At 73.3% G+C, this 17,104-nt stretch carries 19 protein-coding genes; 6 read left to right on the forward strand and 13 right to left on the reverse strand.

Going from position 1 to position 17,104, the window contains the following annotated elements; translation table 11 throughout:
• Positions 1–2 precede the first annotated feature (2 nt).
• The gene (locus tag GA0070606_RS11665) at positions 3–212 is read left to right on the forward strand and encodes an exodeoxyribonuclease VII small subunit (protein ID WP_091097784.1); all 210 of its coding nucleotides are present in this window, start codon (positions 3–5) and stop codon (positions 210–212) included.
• A gap of 84 nt (positions 213–296) precedes the next feature.
• On the opposite strand, the gene GA0070606_RS11670 is transcribed toward GA0070606_RS11665, so the two are convergent.
• From GA0070606_RS11670 to GA0070606_RS11680, 3 genes are read right to left on the reverse strand one after another with little or no spacing between them, the layout of a single operon-like run.
• A complete protein-coding gene (locus GA0070606_RS11670; RefSeq protein WP_091097788.1) occupies positions 297–1,151 on the reverse strand; it encodes a hypothetical protein in 855 nt (284 codons plus the stop codon).
• A gap of 18 nt (positions 1,152–1,169) precedes the next feature.
• Complete coding sequence (locus GA0070606_RS11675; RefSeq protein ID WP_091097791.1) at positions 1,170–1,520, reverse strand: hypothetical protein; 351 nt, start codon at positions 1,518–1,520, stop codon at positions 1,170–1,172.
• Positions 1,521–1,533: 13 nt separating this feature from the next.
• Positions 1,534–2,247: a DUF4245 domain-containing protein gene (locus tag GA0070606_RS11680; protein ID WP_091097795.1), complete on the reverse strand. Its 714-nt coding sequence runs from the start codon at positions 2,245–2,247 to the stop codon at positions 1,534–1,536.
• Between the two features lie 153 nt (positions 2,248–2,400).
• Between GA0070606_RS11680 and glpX the strand changes: the two genes are divergently transcribed.
• Together glpX and GA0070606_RS11690 are read left to right on the forward strand one after the other, a co-directional pair.
• Positions 2,401–3,435: a class II fructose-bisphosphatase gene (gene glpX / locus GA0070606_RS11685; RefSeq protein ID WP_091097799.1), complete on the forward strand. Its 1,035-nt coding sequence runs from the start codon at positions 2,401–2,403 to the stop codon at positions 3,433–3,435.
• Positions 3,432–4,430 (forward strand): DMT family transporter, encoded by a 999-nt coding sequence (locus tag GA0070606_RS11690; RefSeq protein ID WP_091097802.1) that lies wholly within the window; start codon positions 3,432–3,434, stop codon positions 4,428–4,430. The genes glpX and GA0070606_RS11690 overlap by 4 nt, the downstream gene beginning before the upstream one ends.
• Before the next feature lie 93 nt (positions 4,431–4,523).
• Here the strand turns inward: GA0070606_RS11690 and GA0070606_RS11695 are convergent, their stop codons facing one another.
• From GA0070606_RS11695 to GA0070606_RS11720, 6 genes are all read right to left on the reverse strand, one after another.
• Positions 4,524–5,492: an NAD(P)/FAD-dependent oxidoreductase gene (locus GA0070606_RS11695; protein WP_091097806.1), complete on the reverse strand. Its 969-nt coding sequence runs from the start codon at positions 5,490–5,492 to the stop codon at positions 4,524–4,526.
• A gap of 116 nt (positions 5,493–5,608) precedes the next feature.
• Positions 5,609–6,262, reverse strand: coding sequence for a rhomboid family intramembrane serine protease (locus GA0070606_RS11700; protein WP_091097811.1), 654 nt, complete (start codon positions 6,260–6,262; stop codon positions 5,609–5,611).
• Between the two features lie 115 nt (positions 6,263–6,377).
• Positions 6,378–7,076 (reverse strand): aggregation-promoting factor C-terminal-like domain-containing protein, encoded by a 699-nt coding sequence (locus GA0070606_RS11705; protein ID WP_091097815.1) that lies wholly within the window; start codon positions 7,074–7,076, stop codon positions 6,378–6,380.
• Between the two features lie 270 nt (positions 7,077–7,346).
• Positions 7,347–8,762: an RNA 5'-3' helicase PhoH2 gene (phoH2, locus tag GA0070606_RS11710; protein WP_091097818.1), complete on the reverse strand. Its 1,416-nt coding sequence runs from the start codon at positions 8,760–8,762 to the stop codon at positions 7,347–7,349.
• Between the two features lie 378 nt (positions 8,763–9,140).
• Positions 9,141–9,476, reverse strand: a complete 336-nt coding sequence (locus GA0070606_RS11715) for a hypothetical protein (RefSeq protein WP_091097821.1) — start codon at positions 9,474–9,476, stop codon at positions 9,141–9,143.
• Positions 9,477–9,507: 31 nt separating this feature from the next.
• Positions 9,508–9,852, reverse strand: a complete 345-nt coding sequence (locus GA0070606_RS11720; RefSeq protein ID WP_091107621.1) for a hypothetical protein — start codon at positions 9,850–9,852, stop codon at positions 9,508–9,510.
• 264 nt (positions 9,853–10,116) lie between these two features.
• On the opposite strand from GA0070606_RS11720, the gene GA0070606_RS11725 reads away from it, so the two are divergent.
• From GA0070606_RS11725 to otsB, 3 genes are all read left to right on the forward strand, one after another.
• Positions 10,117–10,557: an XRE family transcriptional regulator gene (locus GA0070606_RS11725; protein WP_091107623.1), complete on the forward strand. Its 441-nt coding sequence runs from the start codon at positions 10,117–10,119 to the stop codon at positions 10,555–10,557.
• Between the two features lie 162 nt (positions 10,558–10,719).
• Positions 10,720–11,073: a hypothetical protein gene (locus GA0070606_RS11730; protein ID WP_091097825.1), complete on the forward strand. Its 354-nt coding sequence runs from the start codon at positions 10,720–10,722 to the stop codon at positions 11,071–11,073.
• Positions 11,074–11,173: 100 nt separating this feature from the next.
• Positions 11,174–11,998, forward strand: a complete 825-nt coding sequence (otsB, locus tag GA0070606_RS11735; protein ID WP_091097829.1) for a trehalose-phosphatase — start codon at positions 11,174–11,176, stop codon at positions 11,996–11,998.
• A gap of 150 nt (positions 11,999–12,148) precedes the next feature.
• Here the strand turns inward: otsB and GA0070606_RS11740 are convergent, their stop codons facing one another.
• The 4 genes from GA0070606_RS11740 to GA0070606_RS11755 all read right to left on the reverse strand — a co-directional run bounded on the left by GA0070606_RS11740 (position 12,149) and on the right by GA0070606_RS11755 (position 16,969).
• Positions 12,149–12,919, reverse strand: a complete 771-nt coding sequence (locus GA0070606_RS11740) for an isoprenyl transferase (RefSeq protein ID WP_091097832.1) — start codon at positions 12,917–12,919, stop codon at positions 12,149–12,151.
• Positions 12,920–12,950: 31 nt separating this feature from the next.
• On the reverse strand, positions 12,951–14,147 hold the full coding sequence (locus GA0070606_RS11745; RefSeq protein WP_091097836.1) for a geranylgeranyl reductase family protein: 1,197 nt from the start codon (positions 14,145–14,147) through the stop codon (positions 12,951–12,953).
• A 76-nt stretch (positions 14,148–14,223) separates the two neighbouring features.
• On the reverse strand, positions 14,224–15,084 hold the full coding sequence (locus GA0070606_RS11750) for a hypothetical protein (protein ID WP_091097840.1): 861 nt from the start codon (positions 15,082–15,084) through the stop codon (positions 14,224–14,226).
• Between the two features lie 43 nt (positions 15,085–15,127).
• Positions 15,128–16,969: a phosphoenolpyruvate carboxykinase (GTP) gene (locus GA0070606_RS11755; RefSeq protein ID WP_091097843.1), complete on the reverse strand. Its 1,842-nt coding sequence runs from the start codon at positions 16,967–16,969 to the stop codon at positions 15,128–15,130.
• Between the last annotated feature and the right edge of the window lie 135 nt (positions 16,970–17,104).

Below are 17,104 nucleotides of genomic sequence, written 5' to 3' on the forward strand. Positions count from 1 at the left end.
CGATGACTGACAAGAAGGACGAGCGCCTCAGCTACGAGCAGGCCCGCGCCGAGCTGGCGTCGGTGGTCGAGCGGCTGGAGGCCGGCGGCACGACGCTGGAGGAGTCGCTGGCGCTCTGGGAGCGCGGCGAGAAGCTGGCCGAGATCTGCCAGCACTGGCTCGACGGCGCCCGCGCCCGCCTGGACGCCGCCCGCCAGGAGCCCGCCTCCTGACGTCCGTGCCGGCGACCCGAGCCGGGTCTTGGCGGGGCGGCACGGGGCGGGGCGGCCGGAGCCGCCCCGCGCCCGCGTCGACCGTCAGTTGAACAGGTTGTACAGCTCGGCCGGCGCCTCGACCACCTGGTCCGCCGGCGGCTTCTGCGCGGCGGTGGCGCTGCCGTAGTCCGAGTACGTGATGCGGATCTCCTGCGCCTTGGCCTGGCCGGCGGCAGGGATCTGGATGACCATCTCGCTGAGCCGCCCCTGCGGGTCGAGCTTCGCGGTGAACGGCACCGACTTCGCCTGCGCGCCGAGGGCCGTGACCACCGTCGGGTCCACCGACCCGGCCTCCGCCGCCTTCGACACGTCGATGGTGCCGGCGTACGCGCCGTCGCCGGTCTGCCGTACCTCCGTGATGCCCTTGGTCAGCACCTCGCTGCCGGCCGGGTCGACCTTGTCGAAGTCGAAGCCCAGGTTGCGGTTGCCCTTGATCCGGGTCTGGTCGAGGTGCTGGTACTTGCCGAGGTTCAGCTTCTGCACGCCCGGCAGGCTGCTGGCGGTGGTGCCGCCGAGGTCCACCTTCACCCAGCTGTCCGGCTTGTGGTGGACGAGGTCGAGCTTCATGAACAGGTCGTCGGTGGGCTTGCCGACGGTCACCCGCATCGCGGCGCTCTGGCTGGGCTCGTGCACCTGCCCCTCGGCGGTGGAGCCGGCGCCCGACATGGTGAACCGGAAGTTGCCGTTGCTGATCTCGCGGGTGGATGCCAGCAGCGCCTGCTTCGCGTCGCCCGGGACCGGGGTCGCGGCACCGGTGGCCGCCGCCGTGCCGGACGCCGAGACGGTCGGCGAGGCGGACGAGCCCGCCTCGGTGGTCCCGGTGGCGTTGCAGGCGGCCAGACCAGGAGTGAACAGCGCGGCGGCCACCAGGCCGGCGCTCAGGCGTCGAACAGTCATGTGTGTCTCCCACGTGGGTCACCCGACGCACCTGGTGGCGGCCGGAAACCGGGCGACGCACCACGCCGGCTGCGTCGCACGGGCCCCGGTTGCCGGGGCGGCCGGCCGGGCCCGCTTCCCTGTTGTTCCCTGCCGCCGCGTCGCACAATCACCGTTCTGTCCGGTTACCCCGGTCGGCTGACGCCCACGGACGTGGAACGGGCGGCCGGAGCCGCCCGTTTCGAGCACCGCGCTGCCGGCCGGGTCGACGTCCTTCATGTTGAGGCCGAGCTCACCGGCGTCCTTGACCTTGGACTGGTCGAGGTGCTGGTACTTGTCCTTCATCTTGTCCGCGCCCGGGGTCATCGCCGCCAGGTCACCGAGGTCCAAAGCCGGAGGCTGCCTAACCGATCGACCCGGCCAGATGTCGCAGCTCGTTGTCGCGGGCGTCGCCGACCACGATCACCGTCCGGTTCGGCTCGAGCAGCACCAGGGCCTGCTCGTTGGCCCGGGCCGTGTACCGCTGCCAGGTGCGCCCGTCCAGGTCGGTCTGCCCCTGGGGCTGCGCCTCGGCGGTCAGCTCGGCCGGCAGCAGCTGCTCCGGCGGCACGTTGCTCTGCACCAGCTGGGCGCCCCGCCCCTCGGGCGTGACGTAGCCGAGGCGCAGGGTCGCCCCGCCCTCGACGGTCTGGAAGTTCGCGGTGACCGTCTGCCACTCGTCGCCTAGCTCGCGCGGCTCGCTGACCGGGAACGCGTTGGCCGCGCGGGCCGACTCCAGGGCCGGCGCCGGGTCGACCGTGATCGGCTGGTCCCCGCCGAGGAACCCCCGGTAGAAGGCGAGCAGCAGGGCGATCGGGACCAGCAGGATGAGCAGCGAGAGCGCCATGTCCTTCGGTGACCGCTCCGACTTGCGGGCGTCGACCGCGGGCGGCGGCGCGGGCAGCTCGCCGGTCTCCGCCGCGCCGTCGGCCGGCGCGCTCCCCGGGGCGCCGGCGGGTTCCACCAGCGCCGGTTCCCCCTCGGGTACGGCGGCGGCCGGGGTCGGCGCGACCGGCGGCTGGCCGTCCGGCGGGGTCGAGTCGGCGGGTACGCGATCGGCAGGCTGTGCGGGTTCCACCCTGCCATCTTCCCGCACCGCCCGACCGGCCGTATCCGGGCCATCACCGCCCCGACACCGCGCCCGGTCGGCGATCGTGTGAGGATCAGCGACATACCCGGCAGCGGCGACGCCGCATCCTGCCGCCCCGCAACGTCGCGAGGAGGAGCCGTCATGACGAACACCACCAGGACGCGGATCCCACAGGATCTCGACCGCAACCTCGCCCTCGATCTGGTTCGGGTCACCGAAGCCGCGGCGATGGCCGCCGGCCGCTGGGTCGGCCGGGGCGACAAGGAGGGCGGCGACGGAGCAGCCGTCGACGCGATGCGCAAGCTGATCAACTCGATCCCCATGCGGGGCGTCGTGGTGATCGGCGAAGGTGAGAAGGACAACGCGCCGATGCTCTTCAACGGCGAGGAGGTCGGCGACGGCACCGGGCCCGAGGTCGACGTGGCGGTCGACCCGATCGACGGCACCACGCTGATGAGCAAGGGCATGCCCAACGCCCTGGCCGTGCTCGCGGTCGCCGAGCGTGGGGCGATGTTCGACCCGAGCGCCGTGTTCTACATGGAGAAGCTCGCGGTCGGCCCGGCGTACGCCGACGTGGTGGACATCAACGCCGGGGTGGCCGACAACCTGCGCCGAATCGCCAAGGTCAAGGGCACCGACATCGACGAGGTGACGGTCTGCGTCCTGGACCGGCCCCGCCACGACGACCTGGTCGGGCAGATCCGGCGCGCCGGGGCGGGCATCCGCTTCATCTCCGACGGCGACATCGCGGGCGCCATCGCCGCCGCCCGTGGCGAGTCGGACGTCGACGTGCTGATGGGCATCGGCGGCACCCCGGAGGGGATCACCGCGGCCTGCGCCCTGAAGTGCATGGGCGGGGTCATGCAGGCCAAGCTGTGGCCGCGCGACGCCGAGGAGCGGGAGAAGGCGCTGGCCGCCGGGCACGACCTGGAGCGGGTGCTCACCACCGACGACCTCGTCACCGGCGACAACTGCTTCTTCGTGGCGACCGGGGTCACCTCCGGCGACCTGCTGCGCGGCGTCCGTTACCGGGCCGGTGGGGCGTACACGCAGTCGATCGTGATGCGCTCGAAGAGCGGCACGATCCGGGTGATCGACTCGTACCACCGGCTGGAGAAGCTCGCCCTCTACTCGGCGATCGACTTCGACGGCCGCCCCCTGGCCGAGCAGGAGTGACCGCCGCCGGGACGACGGCCCCGCCGGCCCCGCAGGCTCCGTCGGCGACGCGCCGGATCGCCGGCGTGGGCCTGGCGACCGCCTCCGGGGTCGCCGTGGCCGTGCAGTCCCGGATCAGCGGCGAGCTGGGCGTACGCCTGGCCGACGGGATCGCCGCCGCGGTGGTCTCGTTCGGCGTGGGCCTGCTGGTGCTGCTGGTGCTGGTCCCCGCCACCCCGGGTGAGCGGCGAGGGCTGGTCGCCCTGCGGGCCGCGCTCGCGGGGGGCGCCCTGCGGCCGTGGCAGTGCCTGGGCGGGGTGTGCGGGGCGTTCCTGGTGGCCGCCCAGGGGTTGACGATCGGCGCGCTCGGCGTCGCGGTCTTCACCGTTGCGGTGGTCGCCGGCCAGTCCGGCAGCAGCCTGGCCGTCGACCGGGCGGGGATCGGCCCGAACGGGCGCCAGCCGGTCACCGCCCAGCGGCTGGCCGGCGCGGCGCTGACCGTGGTCGCGGTCCTGCTGGCCGTCGGCGACCGGCTCGGTGACCCGGGCACCCTCGGGCTGGCCCTGCTGCCGCTGCTCGCCGGGGTGGCCATCGCCTGGCAGCAGGCGGTCAACGGCCGGGTACGCGCGGCCTCCGGCAGCGCCCTGACCGCCACGCTTGTCAACTTCTCCGTCGGCACGGCGGCCCTGCTGGCGACGTTCGCCGTGGACGTCGCGGTCCGGGGCTGGCCGGCCGGCGACCTGCCGTCGGAGCCCTGGTTCTACCTGGGCGGCCCGATCGGGATCGTGTTCATCGCGATCGCGGCCGCGGTCGTCCGGTTCACCGGCGTGCTGCTGCTCGGCCTGGCCAGCATCGCCGGTCAGATCGTCGGCGCCGTGCTGCTGGACCTGCTGCTGCCCACGGCGGCCTCCCGCCCGAGCGGCACCACCCTGCTCGGCGCGGCGCTGACCATGGTCGCGGTCGGAGTCGCCGCCCTGGCCCCGGCCGCGCCCCGCCGGCCGCATCGCCCGACCTGAGCGGCGCATCCCGGGCCCCGCCCGCCAGGCCCCGCCCGCCGGGTCGCCCTGGCCGCGGCCGGTCGGCGCGGCGGCCCGGGCGGCAGCCGTGCGTCAGGTGCCGTCGGAGGAGTGCCCGGGGAAGAGGTGGGCGCCCGGGTCGATGGCCACCGCCGCGTTGTTCACCGCCGTGGCGGCCTCGCCGAAGCCGGTCGCGATCAGCCGCACCTTGCCCGGGTACTCGGTGATGTCCCCGGCGGCGAAGACCCGGGGCAGGTTCGTCGCCATCGCGCTGTCGACCACGATGTGCCGGCGGTCCAGCCGCAGCCCCCACTCGGCCAGGGGGCCGAGGTCGGCGGTGAAGCCGAGGGCGGCGACCACCGTGTCGACCGGCAGCAGCTCGGCCGCGCCGCCGCGTACGGTGACCTCGGCGCCGGTGACCGCGCCGTCGCCGTGCAGCCCGGTCACCTCGGCGTTGACGATCACGCGCACCGGCAGCTCCAGCACCCGGGCGACGGTGGCGGCGTGGGCGCGGAACTTCTCCCGCCGGTGCGCCAGCGTGACCGACCGGGCCAGCGGCTGGAGCGTCAGCGCCCAGTCGAAGGCGGAGTCCCCGCCGCCGACGATCAGCACGTCCCGCCCCGCCAGCTCGGCCGGCTGCGGCACGAAGTAGACAATGCCCGTGCCGACGAAGTGCTCCGCCACCGGCAGCGGGCGGGGCGTGAAGCTGCCCAGCCCGCCGGTGACGATCACCGCCCCGCAGCGGAGCTGCTCGCCGCCGGCGAGACCGAGCACCGGCCGCCCGTCGACGTGGGAGAGCTTCTCCGCGCGGGTGCCGAGCAGGTAGAGCGGGTCGAACGGGGCCGCCTGGGCGACGAGGTTGGCGACCAGGTCCCGCCCCTTGACCGCCGGGAAGCCGGCCACGTCGTGGATCAGCTTCTCCGGGTACATGGCGGTGATCTGGCCGCCGGGCTCGGGCAGCGCGTCGACGACCGCGACGGAGAGCCCGCGGAAGCCGGCGTAGTACGCCGCGAACAGCCCGACCGGACCGGCCCCGATCACGGCGACATCGACCTCGCGCATGGGCGTACCGTCGCTTTCCGCTCACGGATCAACGCGTGCTGATCCCGACGGTAGGGCCGGCGGTGGGCCCGGGCAAGCACGTCCCACAAGCTCGCACGGCCCCGGCGCGTCGGCGCTCAGGGCATGCTGAGGGTGGACTCCGAGCGGTACGGGCCGCCGAGGTCGTCGCGGCGACGGCGGAACACGACGGCGGCGACCGCCCCGCCGAGCAGCCCGAACAGGTGCCCCTGCCAGGAGATCCGCTCGTCGGTGGGAAGGATGCCGACCAGTTGCCAGCCGTAGAGCAGGCCGACCAGCAGGAAGACCGCGAAGTTCCACCAGCTCCGCTCGACGATGCCGCGCATGAGCAGGATGCCCAGGTAGCCGAAGATGACGCCGCTGGCCCCGACCACGACCGAGTTGGACGAGCCGGTGAACCACACCCCCAGCCCGCTGACCAGGACGATGACGAGCGTCGACCAGAGGAAGCGGCGGGCACCGGCGGCGAGCACGAACGTGCCGAGCAGGATCAGCGGGATGCTGTTGCTGTAGAGGTGGTCGAAGCCGTGGTGCAGGAACGGCGAGAAGAACACCCCGTCGAGCCCGTCGATGCGTTTCGGGATGATCCCGGCGGTGGTGTCGAAGCCGGCCGCCAGCCCCTGGTCGAGGGCCTCGATGAGGAACAGGAACGGCACCACCGCGCACATGGCGACGAAGGCCCGGCCGAGGGCGGCGTAGAACGCCTCGGTGCCGAACCGGTGCGGGTCGCCGCTTCCCGGGTGCAGGTTCACCCGTCAAGAGCTATCAGGTGACGGCCGGTGCCGCCACTCCTGCGCCGATCGGGGTACGAAACGACGACGGCGGGGTGTGTGGTCACCCACACACCCCGCCGAGGTCATCGGCCGGTCAGTACCAGCCCACGTCCTGGGAGTGCGCCCAGGCCTTGCAGGGCGAGCCGTAGCGGCCCTCGATGTAGCCGAGACCCCACTTGATCTGGGTCGCCGGGTTGGTCTGCCAGTCGTCGGCGACCGAGGCCATCTTGCTGCCCGGCAGCGCCTGCGGGATGCCGTACGCCCCGGAGGAGGGGTTGCGGGCCTTGTGGTTCCAGCCGCTCTCCTTGTTCCAGAGCCTGTCCAGGCAGGGGAACTGGTCCATCCCGAAGCCGGCCTTCACCATGAGCGCGCAGCCGACCTCGCGGTTGCCGCTGTATTCCGCGCAGGAGGCCGGGATGGGCCCGTCGTACGGCTTGCTCTCGGCGGCTTTCTCCGCGGCGGCCTTGGCGGCGGCCTCGCGGGCCTGCTTCCGCGACGCGGCGGCGGCCTCGGCCTCGCGGGCTCGCTTGGCGGCCTCCTTGGCCGCGGCGGCGGCGCGCAGCTTCGCCTGGTATTCGGCGGCACGCTGCTTCGCGGACTGCATCTGGTGCGCGGCCTGCCGTTCGCGCTGGTATTCCAGCTCGGCCTGCTCGACGGCCACACTGGCCTGCGAGGTCAGGCCCTGTTGCTGGGTCTGGCGGTCTTCGCCCAGGTAGACACCGCCTGCCACGCCCACGGAGAGCAGCGCGACAGCGGCCGTGCGGGCGCCGAACCGGCTCCACAGCCGACTCACGAAGTGGTCCCTTCGTCGGGGGCAAGGACACGGCACGGAGCACCCCTGATCGGGGGAGGGCCCGCGCCGCGAGCGCCCCGACCCTGTGCCGGTCGCAGCCGACGCACCGGGGTGGGAGATGTCGGTGTGACGAACGATCACCAACGATCTTGTCGGTACGTGGGCGCTCGTTGGACACCATCGCGCACAGTGAGGCCGATGGGAAACCAAGGGGCGCGAATGTGACCTGCGTCACTCAAAATATAGGGACGAAACCCCCTGAATCGGTCATCAGTGCGGGATGTCCTCCAGCAGGTCCGTCACCATCGCGGCGATCGGCGACCGCTCCGAACGGCTGAGGGTGACGTGGGCGAAGAGGGGATGGCCCTTGAGCGCCTCGATCACCGCGGTCACCCCGTCGTGCCGGCCGACGCGCAGATTGTCCCGCTGCGCCACGTCGTGGGTGAGCACCACCCGGGAGCCCTGGCCGATCCGGGAGAGCACCGTGAGCAGCACCCCGCGCTCCAGCGACTGCGCCTCGTCGACGATCACGAAGGCGTCGTGCAGGCTGCGGCCCCGGATGTGGGTCAGCGGCAGCACCTCCAGCAGGCCGCGCGAGGTGACCTCCTCCAGCACGTTCTCGTGCACCACCGCGCCGAGGGTGTCGAAGACCGCCTGCGCCCAGGGCGACATCTTCTCCGACTCGGAGCCGGGGAGATAGCCCAGCTCCTGCCCGCCCACGGCGTAGAGGGGGCGGAAGACGACGACCTTCCTGTGCCGGCGGCGCTCCATCACCGCCTCCAGCCCCGCGCAGAGGGCCAGCGCCGACTTGCCCGTCCCGGCCCGCCCGCCCAGCGACACGATGCCGACCGACTCGTCGAGCAGCAGGTCGAGGGCGATCCGCTGCTCGGCCGAGCGGCCGTGCACCCCGAACGCCTCCCGGTCGCCACGCACCAGCCGCACCGTCTTGTCGGGCAGCACCCGGCCGAGCGCGGAGCCGCGGCCCGACTGCAGCACCAGGCCGGTGTGGCAGGGCAGCCCGGCGGCGGCGTCCACGTCGAGCGTCTCGCCGGCGTAGAGCCGACCGATCTGCTCCTCCGTCAGCTCCAGCTCGGCCATTCCCGTCCAGGTGGGGTCGCTGGCCTGGCCGTGCCGGTACTCGTCGGCCCGCAGGCCCACCGAGGCGGCCTTGACGCGCAGCGGCATGTCCTTGCTGACCAGGGTCACCTCCCGCCCCTCGGCGGCGAGGTTCAACGCGACGGAGAGGATCCGCGCGTCGTTGGAGTCGGTGCGGAAGCCCGGCGGCAGGACGCCGTCGTCCGAGTGGTTCAGCTCCACCCGCAGCGTGCCGCCGGAGTCGTTGGCCGGCACCGGGCGGTCGAGCCGCCCGTGCCGCACCCGCAGCTCGTCCAGCATGCGCAGGGACTGCCGGGCGAACCAGCCCAGCTCCGGGTGGTGCCGCTTGCCCTCCAGCTCGGAGATGACCACGAGCGGCAGGACCACCTCGTGCTCGGCGAACCGGTGGAAGGCCGCCGGGTCGGAGAGCAGCACCGAGGTGTCCAGGACGAACGCCTGGCCGGCTGGTCGGGGCTCCTCTGCGTCGACCGGAGCGGCGGACGGGCCGCGGCGGCTCCGGGTGGTGCGGCGGGTCGTGGCAGTCGCGGCCGTGGTCCGGTCGGCCCCGGCGGTCGTACGGCGAGTCGTCACAGGCCTGCTCCGACGGATGAGCACCCGCCACCCGCGTTCCGCCTCCTCCGGTGCCCGGGGACACGGGGTCGGATGCGGAACCCCGTGCGCGAGGTCGCAGATCCGGGCGGACCGGCTGGCCCGGGAGAACCCCGTGCCATGCCTAGACGCTAGCGGCGTCGGACCCTCCGGGCTAGGGGGCGATCGTGGATCTCCGGGGGCCGGCGCGTGAACGGGCGGCGGCGGAACCGGCCGGGATGCATGCCCCCTGCGCGCATCCCGGCCGGTGGGACCACCGTCACCGGTCTGACGTGGTCCCGACGGTGCGTGTCCGCCGCGGACGACGCACCGCGCCCTGCGTGCCGGCCGGCGGGGCCTCGGGATCCCCGCCGACCGGTCTCAACCGGTCCGCCGGACGAGGGTGCCGGTCGACTGCCGCCCGGCCGCCGGGGCGGCCGGCGTCGCGAACGACGAGCCGGTGTACGTGGTGCCGGGCCGGACCACCGTGCCGGTGACCCGGGCGGCGGTGGGCGGCGGGCCGGCCAGTGCGGACGCGATGGCGGCCTGGGCGTCGCGGCGGCGGCGGTTCCAGGCGCCCCGGTCGCCGTCGAAGTAGCCCTGGCGGTAACCGAACCGGTAGCCGATCCGGTAGCTGAGCTGGCCGTGCAGCCGGCCGGCGGCGTAGCTCGTGGCGCCGAGGAGCAGGACGAGGAAGACCGCGAGGAAGGGGCTCATCCGGCGGCTCCGGCGCGCCGCGGGTACCCGGTCATCGCTCCTCCGGCTCGGCCGGGGCGGGACCGGCGACCAGGAGCCGGTCCAGGTCGTCGGTGCCGACCTCCTCGACCAGCTCCACGCTGATCCGGCAGCCGTCCAGGACGACCTCGGCCACCGAGGACCGGCGGATCTCACCGCCGGCGTCGTACACCCGGACGCTGAGTTCCGGGCAGCCGAGATGGGTGCGCCAGGCGTCCCACTCGGCGCGGTCGCCGACGCTGAGCGACAGGTAACGGCAGCCCCGGGCGAGATAGAGGCGCCAGGGCGCGCTCAGGCCGGCGGCCACTCCCTCCGCGATCAGGCCGAAGGCCTGGGCCCGGGTGGCTAGTTCGGTCACCACACCCCCCTCGCGTCGGGGGCGTGACGCATGTGAGCACCGATCGTCTCATGCACGTGACACACCGTAAGTTGTCTCATGGGCGTGACAGTATCAGCTTTTCGTGCGATTACTCCCGCCGCTACGGGCATCTATTATGCCCAGGTGACACCCCTCAGGAGCGGTGCCGGATCGTTTACCGGCACACCCCCAGCCACGTCACGTCCGCGTGACAGCAGCGTGCCGGGGCGCGCACCGGTGGCCGGCTGGTCGTACCGTCACGACGTGACCGAGACGGCCAACGCACGGAAGATCGCCTTCGCCACCTTCGTCCGTCGGGCACTCGACGAGGCCCGGGCCACCCGGGCCTGGAGCGGCACCGAGGTCTCGCGGCGCACCGGCGTCTCCCGGCAGACCATCAACCGCTGGGTCCGGGGCGACTGGGCCAGCGACCCGGAGGCCGAGCGCGTGGTGGCGTTCTGCGAGGGGCTCGGGCTCAACCCGGCGACCGCCTTCGCCGCCCTCGGCTGGGACCGGGCCGCGACGCCCCGCGACACCCCCGCCCCGCCCCCGATGGACCCCGACGTGGAGGCGCTGCTGCGCCGCCTCGTCGACCCGGACGTCTCCGACGCGGAGAAGTTCCACATCCGGGAGACCATCCGTTACCTCGCATACCGCCCGACCCTGCCGGTCGGTGTCCGAAAACGAGGTAAACAGGCCGGCTAGTTCCTCAGATGGCGAAAGAACGGCAGGTCAGACTCATTCGTTTCGCTCCGGGGCCGGAACGGGCGCGCTAGCGTCCCTATTCGTACTGCTTGGGCTCGTCGTCGGCGGGGGGACGGGACAAGGCCGAACCCAGCCCTGCGGGACAGAAGGAGGGGTCTGTCCATGACCCTGAAGTGGATGGCAGTCGTCGTCGCCACCGTGTCGGTGACACTGGGCGTGACCGGAAACGTGGTGACCCTGGCGGTCAACGGCGGGCAGCTTCCCCTGCTCGTCAACCTCCTCGCGCTCACCACCACCGGCACCGCGGTGATCCTGGCCGTGGTGGCCGAACTGCACGACCGGCTCAACGACCGGATCAGCGCCCTCACCGACTTCCTGGTGAACCGGCTCAGGGAGATCGAGGAACGCTCCGGCGACCGCAACACCGGCTTCGTGGAGGGCTACCTGCTCAGCCACGGCCAGGAGGCGGCCGTCGTGCCGTTCGGGCGGCGGGGACGGGGAGCCGCCGAACGCTGACCTCGCCTGCCCGCCCGCCGCGCACGCCCGCCGGACGCCCGGCCGGGACGCCGCCGCTCGGCCGGGATTGAGCCGACCCGGCCGGGGTACGCTGACGCGCGTGCCGCCGTTGAACCTGGGCAACCAGCAGCCGCAGACCCCGTTGGACGCCGACCGGGCCTGGCGGACGACCGCCCGACGGGCGGCCGGAACCGTGCTCTTCTTCGACTTCGACGGCACCCTGGCCCCGGTCGACGACGACCCCACCGCGGTCCGGCCCGCGCCCAAGGTGCTCGCCGCCATCGAGGCGCTCGCCCCCGTCGTACGGCGGGTCGCGATCGTCTCCGCGCGGCCGGTGGAGTTCCTCCGCGACCACCTCGGCGGGCTGGCCGGGATCGACCTCTACGGCCTCTACGGCCTGGAGCACAGCCACTCCGGCGGGGAGACGGTGACCGAGCCGGCCGCCCTGCCGTGGGTACCCACCATGGCCGAGCTTGCCGAGCAGGCCCGGGCCGAGCTGCCCGAGGGCGCGCTGGTGGAATACAAGCGGCTCTCCGTCGCGCTGCACTGGCGCACGGCGCCCCAGCTGGGCGAGTCGGTGGAGCGGTGGGGCCGGGCCCAGGCCGAGCGCCTCGGGCTCAAGGTCCAGGCCGGGCGCATGGTGCTGGAGCTGAAGCCGCCGGTCGACCGGGACAAGGGCATGGTGATCGACGAGGTGGTCCGCGACGCCGAGGGCGCCTGGTACTTCGGCGACGACGTCTCCGACATCAAGGCCTTCGCCGCGCTGCGCGCCCGGGCCGCCGCCGATCCGCACTTCTTCGGCGTCTGCGTCGCCGTCGCCAACCCGGAGACCGGCCACGAGGTCGCCGAGGCCGCCGACCTGACCCTCGACTCGCCCGCCGCCCTGGGCGACTTCCTCACCGACGCCACCCGGCACCTCGCCTGACGGCGGCCCCGCAGCCCGAGGGACGGAGCGGCGGGCCGAGGAACGGGGCCGCAGCCCGACGGTGAAGCGACACCCCGAGAGACAGGCCGGCCCGAGAAACAGGGCCGCGGCAGGACGCGCGCGCCCGCCAGGCCGGCGCCGGCCGGGGCGTCAGACGCCGTAGCGACGCTGGCGGTTGGCGTAGGAGCGCAGGGCGCGGAGGAAGTCGATGTGCCGGAAATCCGGCCAGTTCAGCTCGCAGAAGTAGAACTCCGAGTGGGCGGACTGCCAGAGCATGAAGCCGGAGAGGCGCTGCTCGCCGCTGGTGCGGATGACCAGGTCCGGGTCGGGTTGGCCGCGGGTGTAGAGGTGCTCGGCGATGTGCTCGACGTCCAGCACCTCGGCCAACTCCTCGATGGTGCCGCCCGCGGCGGCGTGCTCCAGCAGCAGCGAGCGCACCGCGTCGGTGATCTCCCGCCGGCCGCCGTAGCCGACCGCGATGTTGACCTCGGCCCCGCCGCTGCGCTCGCGGGTGCGCTCCTCGGCGGCCTTGAGCGCCGCGGCGGTCGACGCCGGCAGCAGGTCGAGCGCGCCGACCATGCGCAGCCGCCAGGGGTTGCCCTCCTCGGCCAGCTCGACCACCAGGTCCTCGATGATCTGCAGCAGCGGGTCGAGTTCCTTGGCCGGCCTGCGCAGGTTGTCGGTGGCCAGGAGATAGAGCGTGACGTGCCCGATGCCGGCCTGGTCGCACCAGCCCAACACGTGTTTGATCTTGGCGGCGCCGACCCGGTGACCGTCGTTCGGGTCGACGAAGCCCATCTCGCGGGCCCATCTGCGGTTCCCGTCGCACATCACGCCGACGTGCCGGGGCACCGGCTTGCCCGCGAGCTTGGCCGTGAGCCGGCGCTCGTACACCGAATAGATCAGGTCCCGCAGAGTCATCACCTTGCAGCGTAGCGACCTGCCCCGCGAATCACCGCCTCGGATGGCGATCCCACGCCGGCAGACCGATGCCGATCATGCCCAGGGTGCGCGCGTCGAGCCGCCCGTCGCCCAGTCCCAGCTCGACCACCGTCCGGTAGACCCGGTCGTCCCGGCGCGCCGCGCGGACCGCCGCGTCCACCACCCGCCGCCGCCGGGCCAGCCACGCCGCGAACGAACTGTGCCGCAGGTGGCCGCCGAGCCGGCCCCGCAGCTCCGCCGCGTACCGCCGGGCGGCCTGCTCGGGCGAGCCGGCCGCCGCCGCGCCGGCGAGCGCGCCGGAGAGCAGGGCGTAGAAGATCCCCTCCCCGGTGAACGGATTGATCAGCGAGAGCGCGTCGCCGGCCAGCACCACCCGGTCGCGCCCGGGCGGGGGCCGGTGCGTCGACAACGGCAGGTGGTGGGCCCGCAGGTCGGTCACCGCGGCGGGGTCGGTGCCCGGCAGCAGCGCGCCGAGCCGGTCCACCAGGTGCGCCCGGGTCAGCGGCTCGCCCCGCAACACCTCCCCGTACCCCACGTTCGCCCGACCGTCGCCGATCGGGAACGACCAGGCGTACGCCGGCCAGCGCGGCGCCGAGGTGACGATGAGCTGTTCGGGCGGGCCGGGCAGCGCGGGCGCGTACCCCCGGATGGCGAGCGCCAGGTGGCGGTCCGGATTCGGCCGGTGCCCGAGCGCCCGCCGGACGACCGAGCCGGCGCCGTCCGCGCCGACCACCGCCCGCGCGGCCACGTCCCCGTCGAGCACGACCCGGCCGGGCCGGACCTCGACCCGACGCACGGCGTGCCGTCGTAGCTGCGCGCCGGCCGCGACCGCCGCCGCCACCAGCCGGGCGTCGAAGACCGTCCGGGGCACGGTGTACGCCGGCCGGGGCAGCGCCCGGGCCACCGTGCCGCCACCCGGACCGACCAGGCGCAACGCCGGCAGCGGCGCGTGCCCGGCCACCGCGTCGGGCACTCCCAGCTCGGCGAGGACGTCCAGCGCGTGCGCGGCGATGCCGTCACCGCACGCCTTGTCCCGGGGGAAGTCGGAGCGGTCCAGCAGCAGCACGCTCGCCCCCGCCCGCCGGGCCGCCAGCGCGGCGGCCGATCCCGCCGGGCCGGCCCCGACCACCACCACGTCGAACTCGTCCCCCACGGATTCGTCGCCCACGCGTCGCCTCCCACCGCCGGTCCGGCTCCCTGCGGCCATCCTGCCGTCGAAGACGCCCGGAGCGGTGAAACCCGCCCGGCCCGTCGGCGAGCGGCTCGACAGCGTGGATGCGCCCCTATGCCGGCCGGGCGGCCCGTTCGGCGCGGGCGGCGCGCCAGAGGCCGTAGATCGTCAACGCGGCGGCGGCCACCAGCGGGCCGCCGTCGCGGACCAGGCCGTCGAGGCCGAGCAGCCACCAGCACAGCGGCAGGTCGACGGCGAGCACGACGGCGGTCACCGCCACCAGCAGGGTGCGCGCCCAGCCCTTGCCGCGCATCAGGAACGCGGTGCAGAAGAGCACCGCGTAGCTGGTCGCGATGCCGGCGGCGAACCAGAACAGCACGGCGGGCACGGCGGCCAGCCGGTCGTCCAGCACCGCCGCGCCGGCGACCAGGGCCGGAACCAGCATCAGCAGACTGTAGGTGAACGCGGCGACCCGGCTGGTGAGCAGCCAGCCGCTGACCTCCGGCCGGCGGGGCGGGGTCTCCCGCCAGGAGATGCCCTGCCGGTCGATGACCAGGCGGGGCCGGTGGCGCACCAGGTGCCCGGACACCGCGGGCGAGCGGTAGAGCAGCCAGACCACGGCCGCGCAGAGCGCGGTGAGCAGGGCGAACCCGAGCAGCCCGGGCAGCGGCGGCACCCCCTGCCGGGGCACGATCAGCCGCCCGACGGCGAACACGGTGGTCACCGCGAGGATCAGCCCGAACGGCCGGGCCACCGTCCGACCGCGACGGACGTGCCCGATGAGCAGCAGGAAACCGAGCGACCGGAGCATGGCCCAGCCCGTGCGTACGGCCAGCCCGAAGCCCTGCTCCGGGGCGTACCACCAGTTGAGCAGCTCGACCACGACGGTGGCCGCCGCGGTCAGCGCGAGCAGCGTGGTCAGCGCCCGGACGGCGGACGGCCGCCGGACCTGGGTCTCGGCGGCCGTCCTCATGGGATCCGATGATGCCCGTCGCGGGCGTCGGTCACACCTGTCCTCAGCGCTGCGGCTCCGCGTCGAGGCGGGCGCGCAGCGCGTCCAGCTCGGCCCAGAGCACGCCCGGCAGCTTGTCGCCGAACTTCTCGAACCACTCGGTGACCAGCGGGAGCTCGTTGCGCCACTCCTCGGGGTCGACCTTCAGCGCGATCCGGACGTCCTCCGGGGTCATGTCGAGACCGTCGACGTCGAGCGCGTCCTGGGCCGGGACCATGCCGATCGGGGTCTCGACCGCCTCGGCGCGCCCCTCGATCCGCTCGATGATCCACTTGAGCACCCGGGAGTTCTCGCCGAAGCCGGGCCAGAGGAAGTTGCCCTCCGGGTCCTTGCGGAACCAGTTGACGTAGTAGATCTTCGGCAGCTTGGACTCGTCGCCGTCGGCTCCCTTGCCCATCTCGATCCAGTGCCGGAAGTAGTCGCCGGCGTGGTAGCCGATGAACGGCAGCATCGCCATCGGGTCGCGCCGGACGACGCCGACCGCGCCGGAGGCGGCGGCGGTGGTCTCCGAGGAGAGCGTCGCGCCCATGTAGACGCCGTGCACCCAGTCGCGGGCCTCGGTCACCAGCGGGATGGTGTCCCGGCGGCGACCACCGAACAGGATCGCGTCGATCGGCACGCCGTTCGGGTCGTAGTAGTCCTCGGCCAGGATCGGGCACTGCGTGATCGGGGTGCAGAACCGGCTGTTCGCGTGCGAGGAGAGGCTGTCGCTCTCCGGCGTCCAGTCGTTGCCCTTCCAGTCGATCAGGTGGGCCGGCGGCTCGCCCATGCCCTCCCACCAGATGTCCCCGTCGTCGGTCAGGGCCACGTTGGTGAAGATGGAGTTGCCGCGGTCCAGCGTCCGCATCGCGTTGGCGTTGGTCTTCCAGTCGGTGCCGGGCGCGACGCCGAAGAGGCCGTACTCGGGGTTGACCGCGTAGAGGCGGCCGTCGGGGCCGAAGCGCATCCAGGCGATGTCGTCGCCGATGGTCTCGACCTTCCAGCCCGGGACGGTCGGCTCCAGCATGGCGAGGTTGGTCTTGCCGCAGGCGGACGGGAACGCGCCGGCGATGTGGTAGACCCTGCCCTCCGGCGAGGTGATCTTGAGGATCAGCATGTGCTCGGCGAGCCAGCCCTCGTCCCGGCCCATCACGCTGGCGATCCGCAGCGAGTAGCACTTCTTGCCCAGCAGCGAGTTGCCGCCGTAGCCGGAGCCGAAGGACCAGATCTCCCGGGTCTCGGGGAAGTGCGAGATGTACTTGGTCTCGTTGCACGGCCAGGCCACGTCCTGCTGGCCGGGGGCGAGCGGGGCGCCGATGGAGTGCAGCGCGTGGACGAAGTCCGCGTCGTCGCCCATGGCCTCGAGGACCTTCGCGCCCATCCGGGTCATGATGCGCATCGAGGCGACCACGTACGGGCTGTCGGTGATCTCGACACCGAACATGGGGCTCTCGGCCTCGACCGGGCCCATGCAGAACGGGATGACGTACATGGTGCGACCGCGCATGCAGCCGCGGTAGAGCTCCGTCATCGTCCGCTTCATCTCGGCCGGCGCCATCCAGTTGTTGGTGGGGCCGGCGTCCGCCTCGTCGACGGAGCAGATGAAGGTGCGCTCCTCGACCCGGGCGACGTCCGTCGGGTCGGTGCGCGCGTAGAACGAGTTGGGCTTCTTCTCCGGGTTGAGCCGGATCAGGGTGCCGGCCTCGACGAGCTCATCGGTGAGGCGACGCCACTCCTCGTCGGACCCGTCCACCCAGACGACGCGGTCGGGGGTGGTCAGTTCAGCGACCTCACGGACCCAGGCGAGCAGTTTGGGGTGGGACGTCGGGGCCTGATCGATACCCCGAACGGTAGCCGGAGCAACCATGACACATCTCCTTGGTGGTCGACGCTGACCGATCTATGGGATGCACGAGTCTTGACGGCGCTGTGCGTCCTTAACGGCGCGGTGCGTCGCCCTTCGTGGAAACCTGGGATTGGCCTCAGCGTAAACCGGGTGGCG

It is taken from the genome of Micromonospora citrea, from assembly GCF_900090315.1.
GTDB lineage: Bacteria > Actinomycetota > Actinomycetes > Mycobacteriales > Micromonosporaceae > Micromonospora > Micromonospora citrea.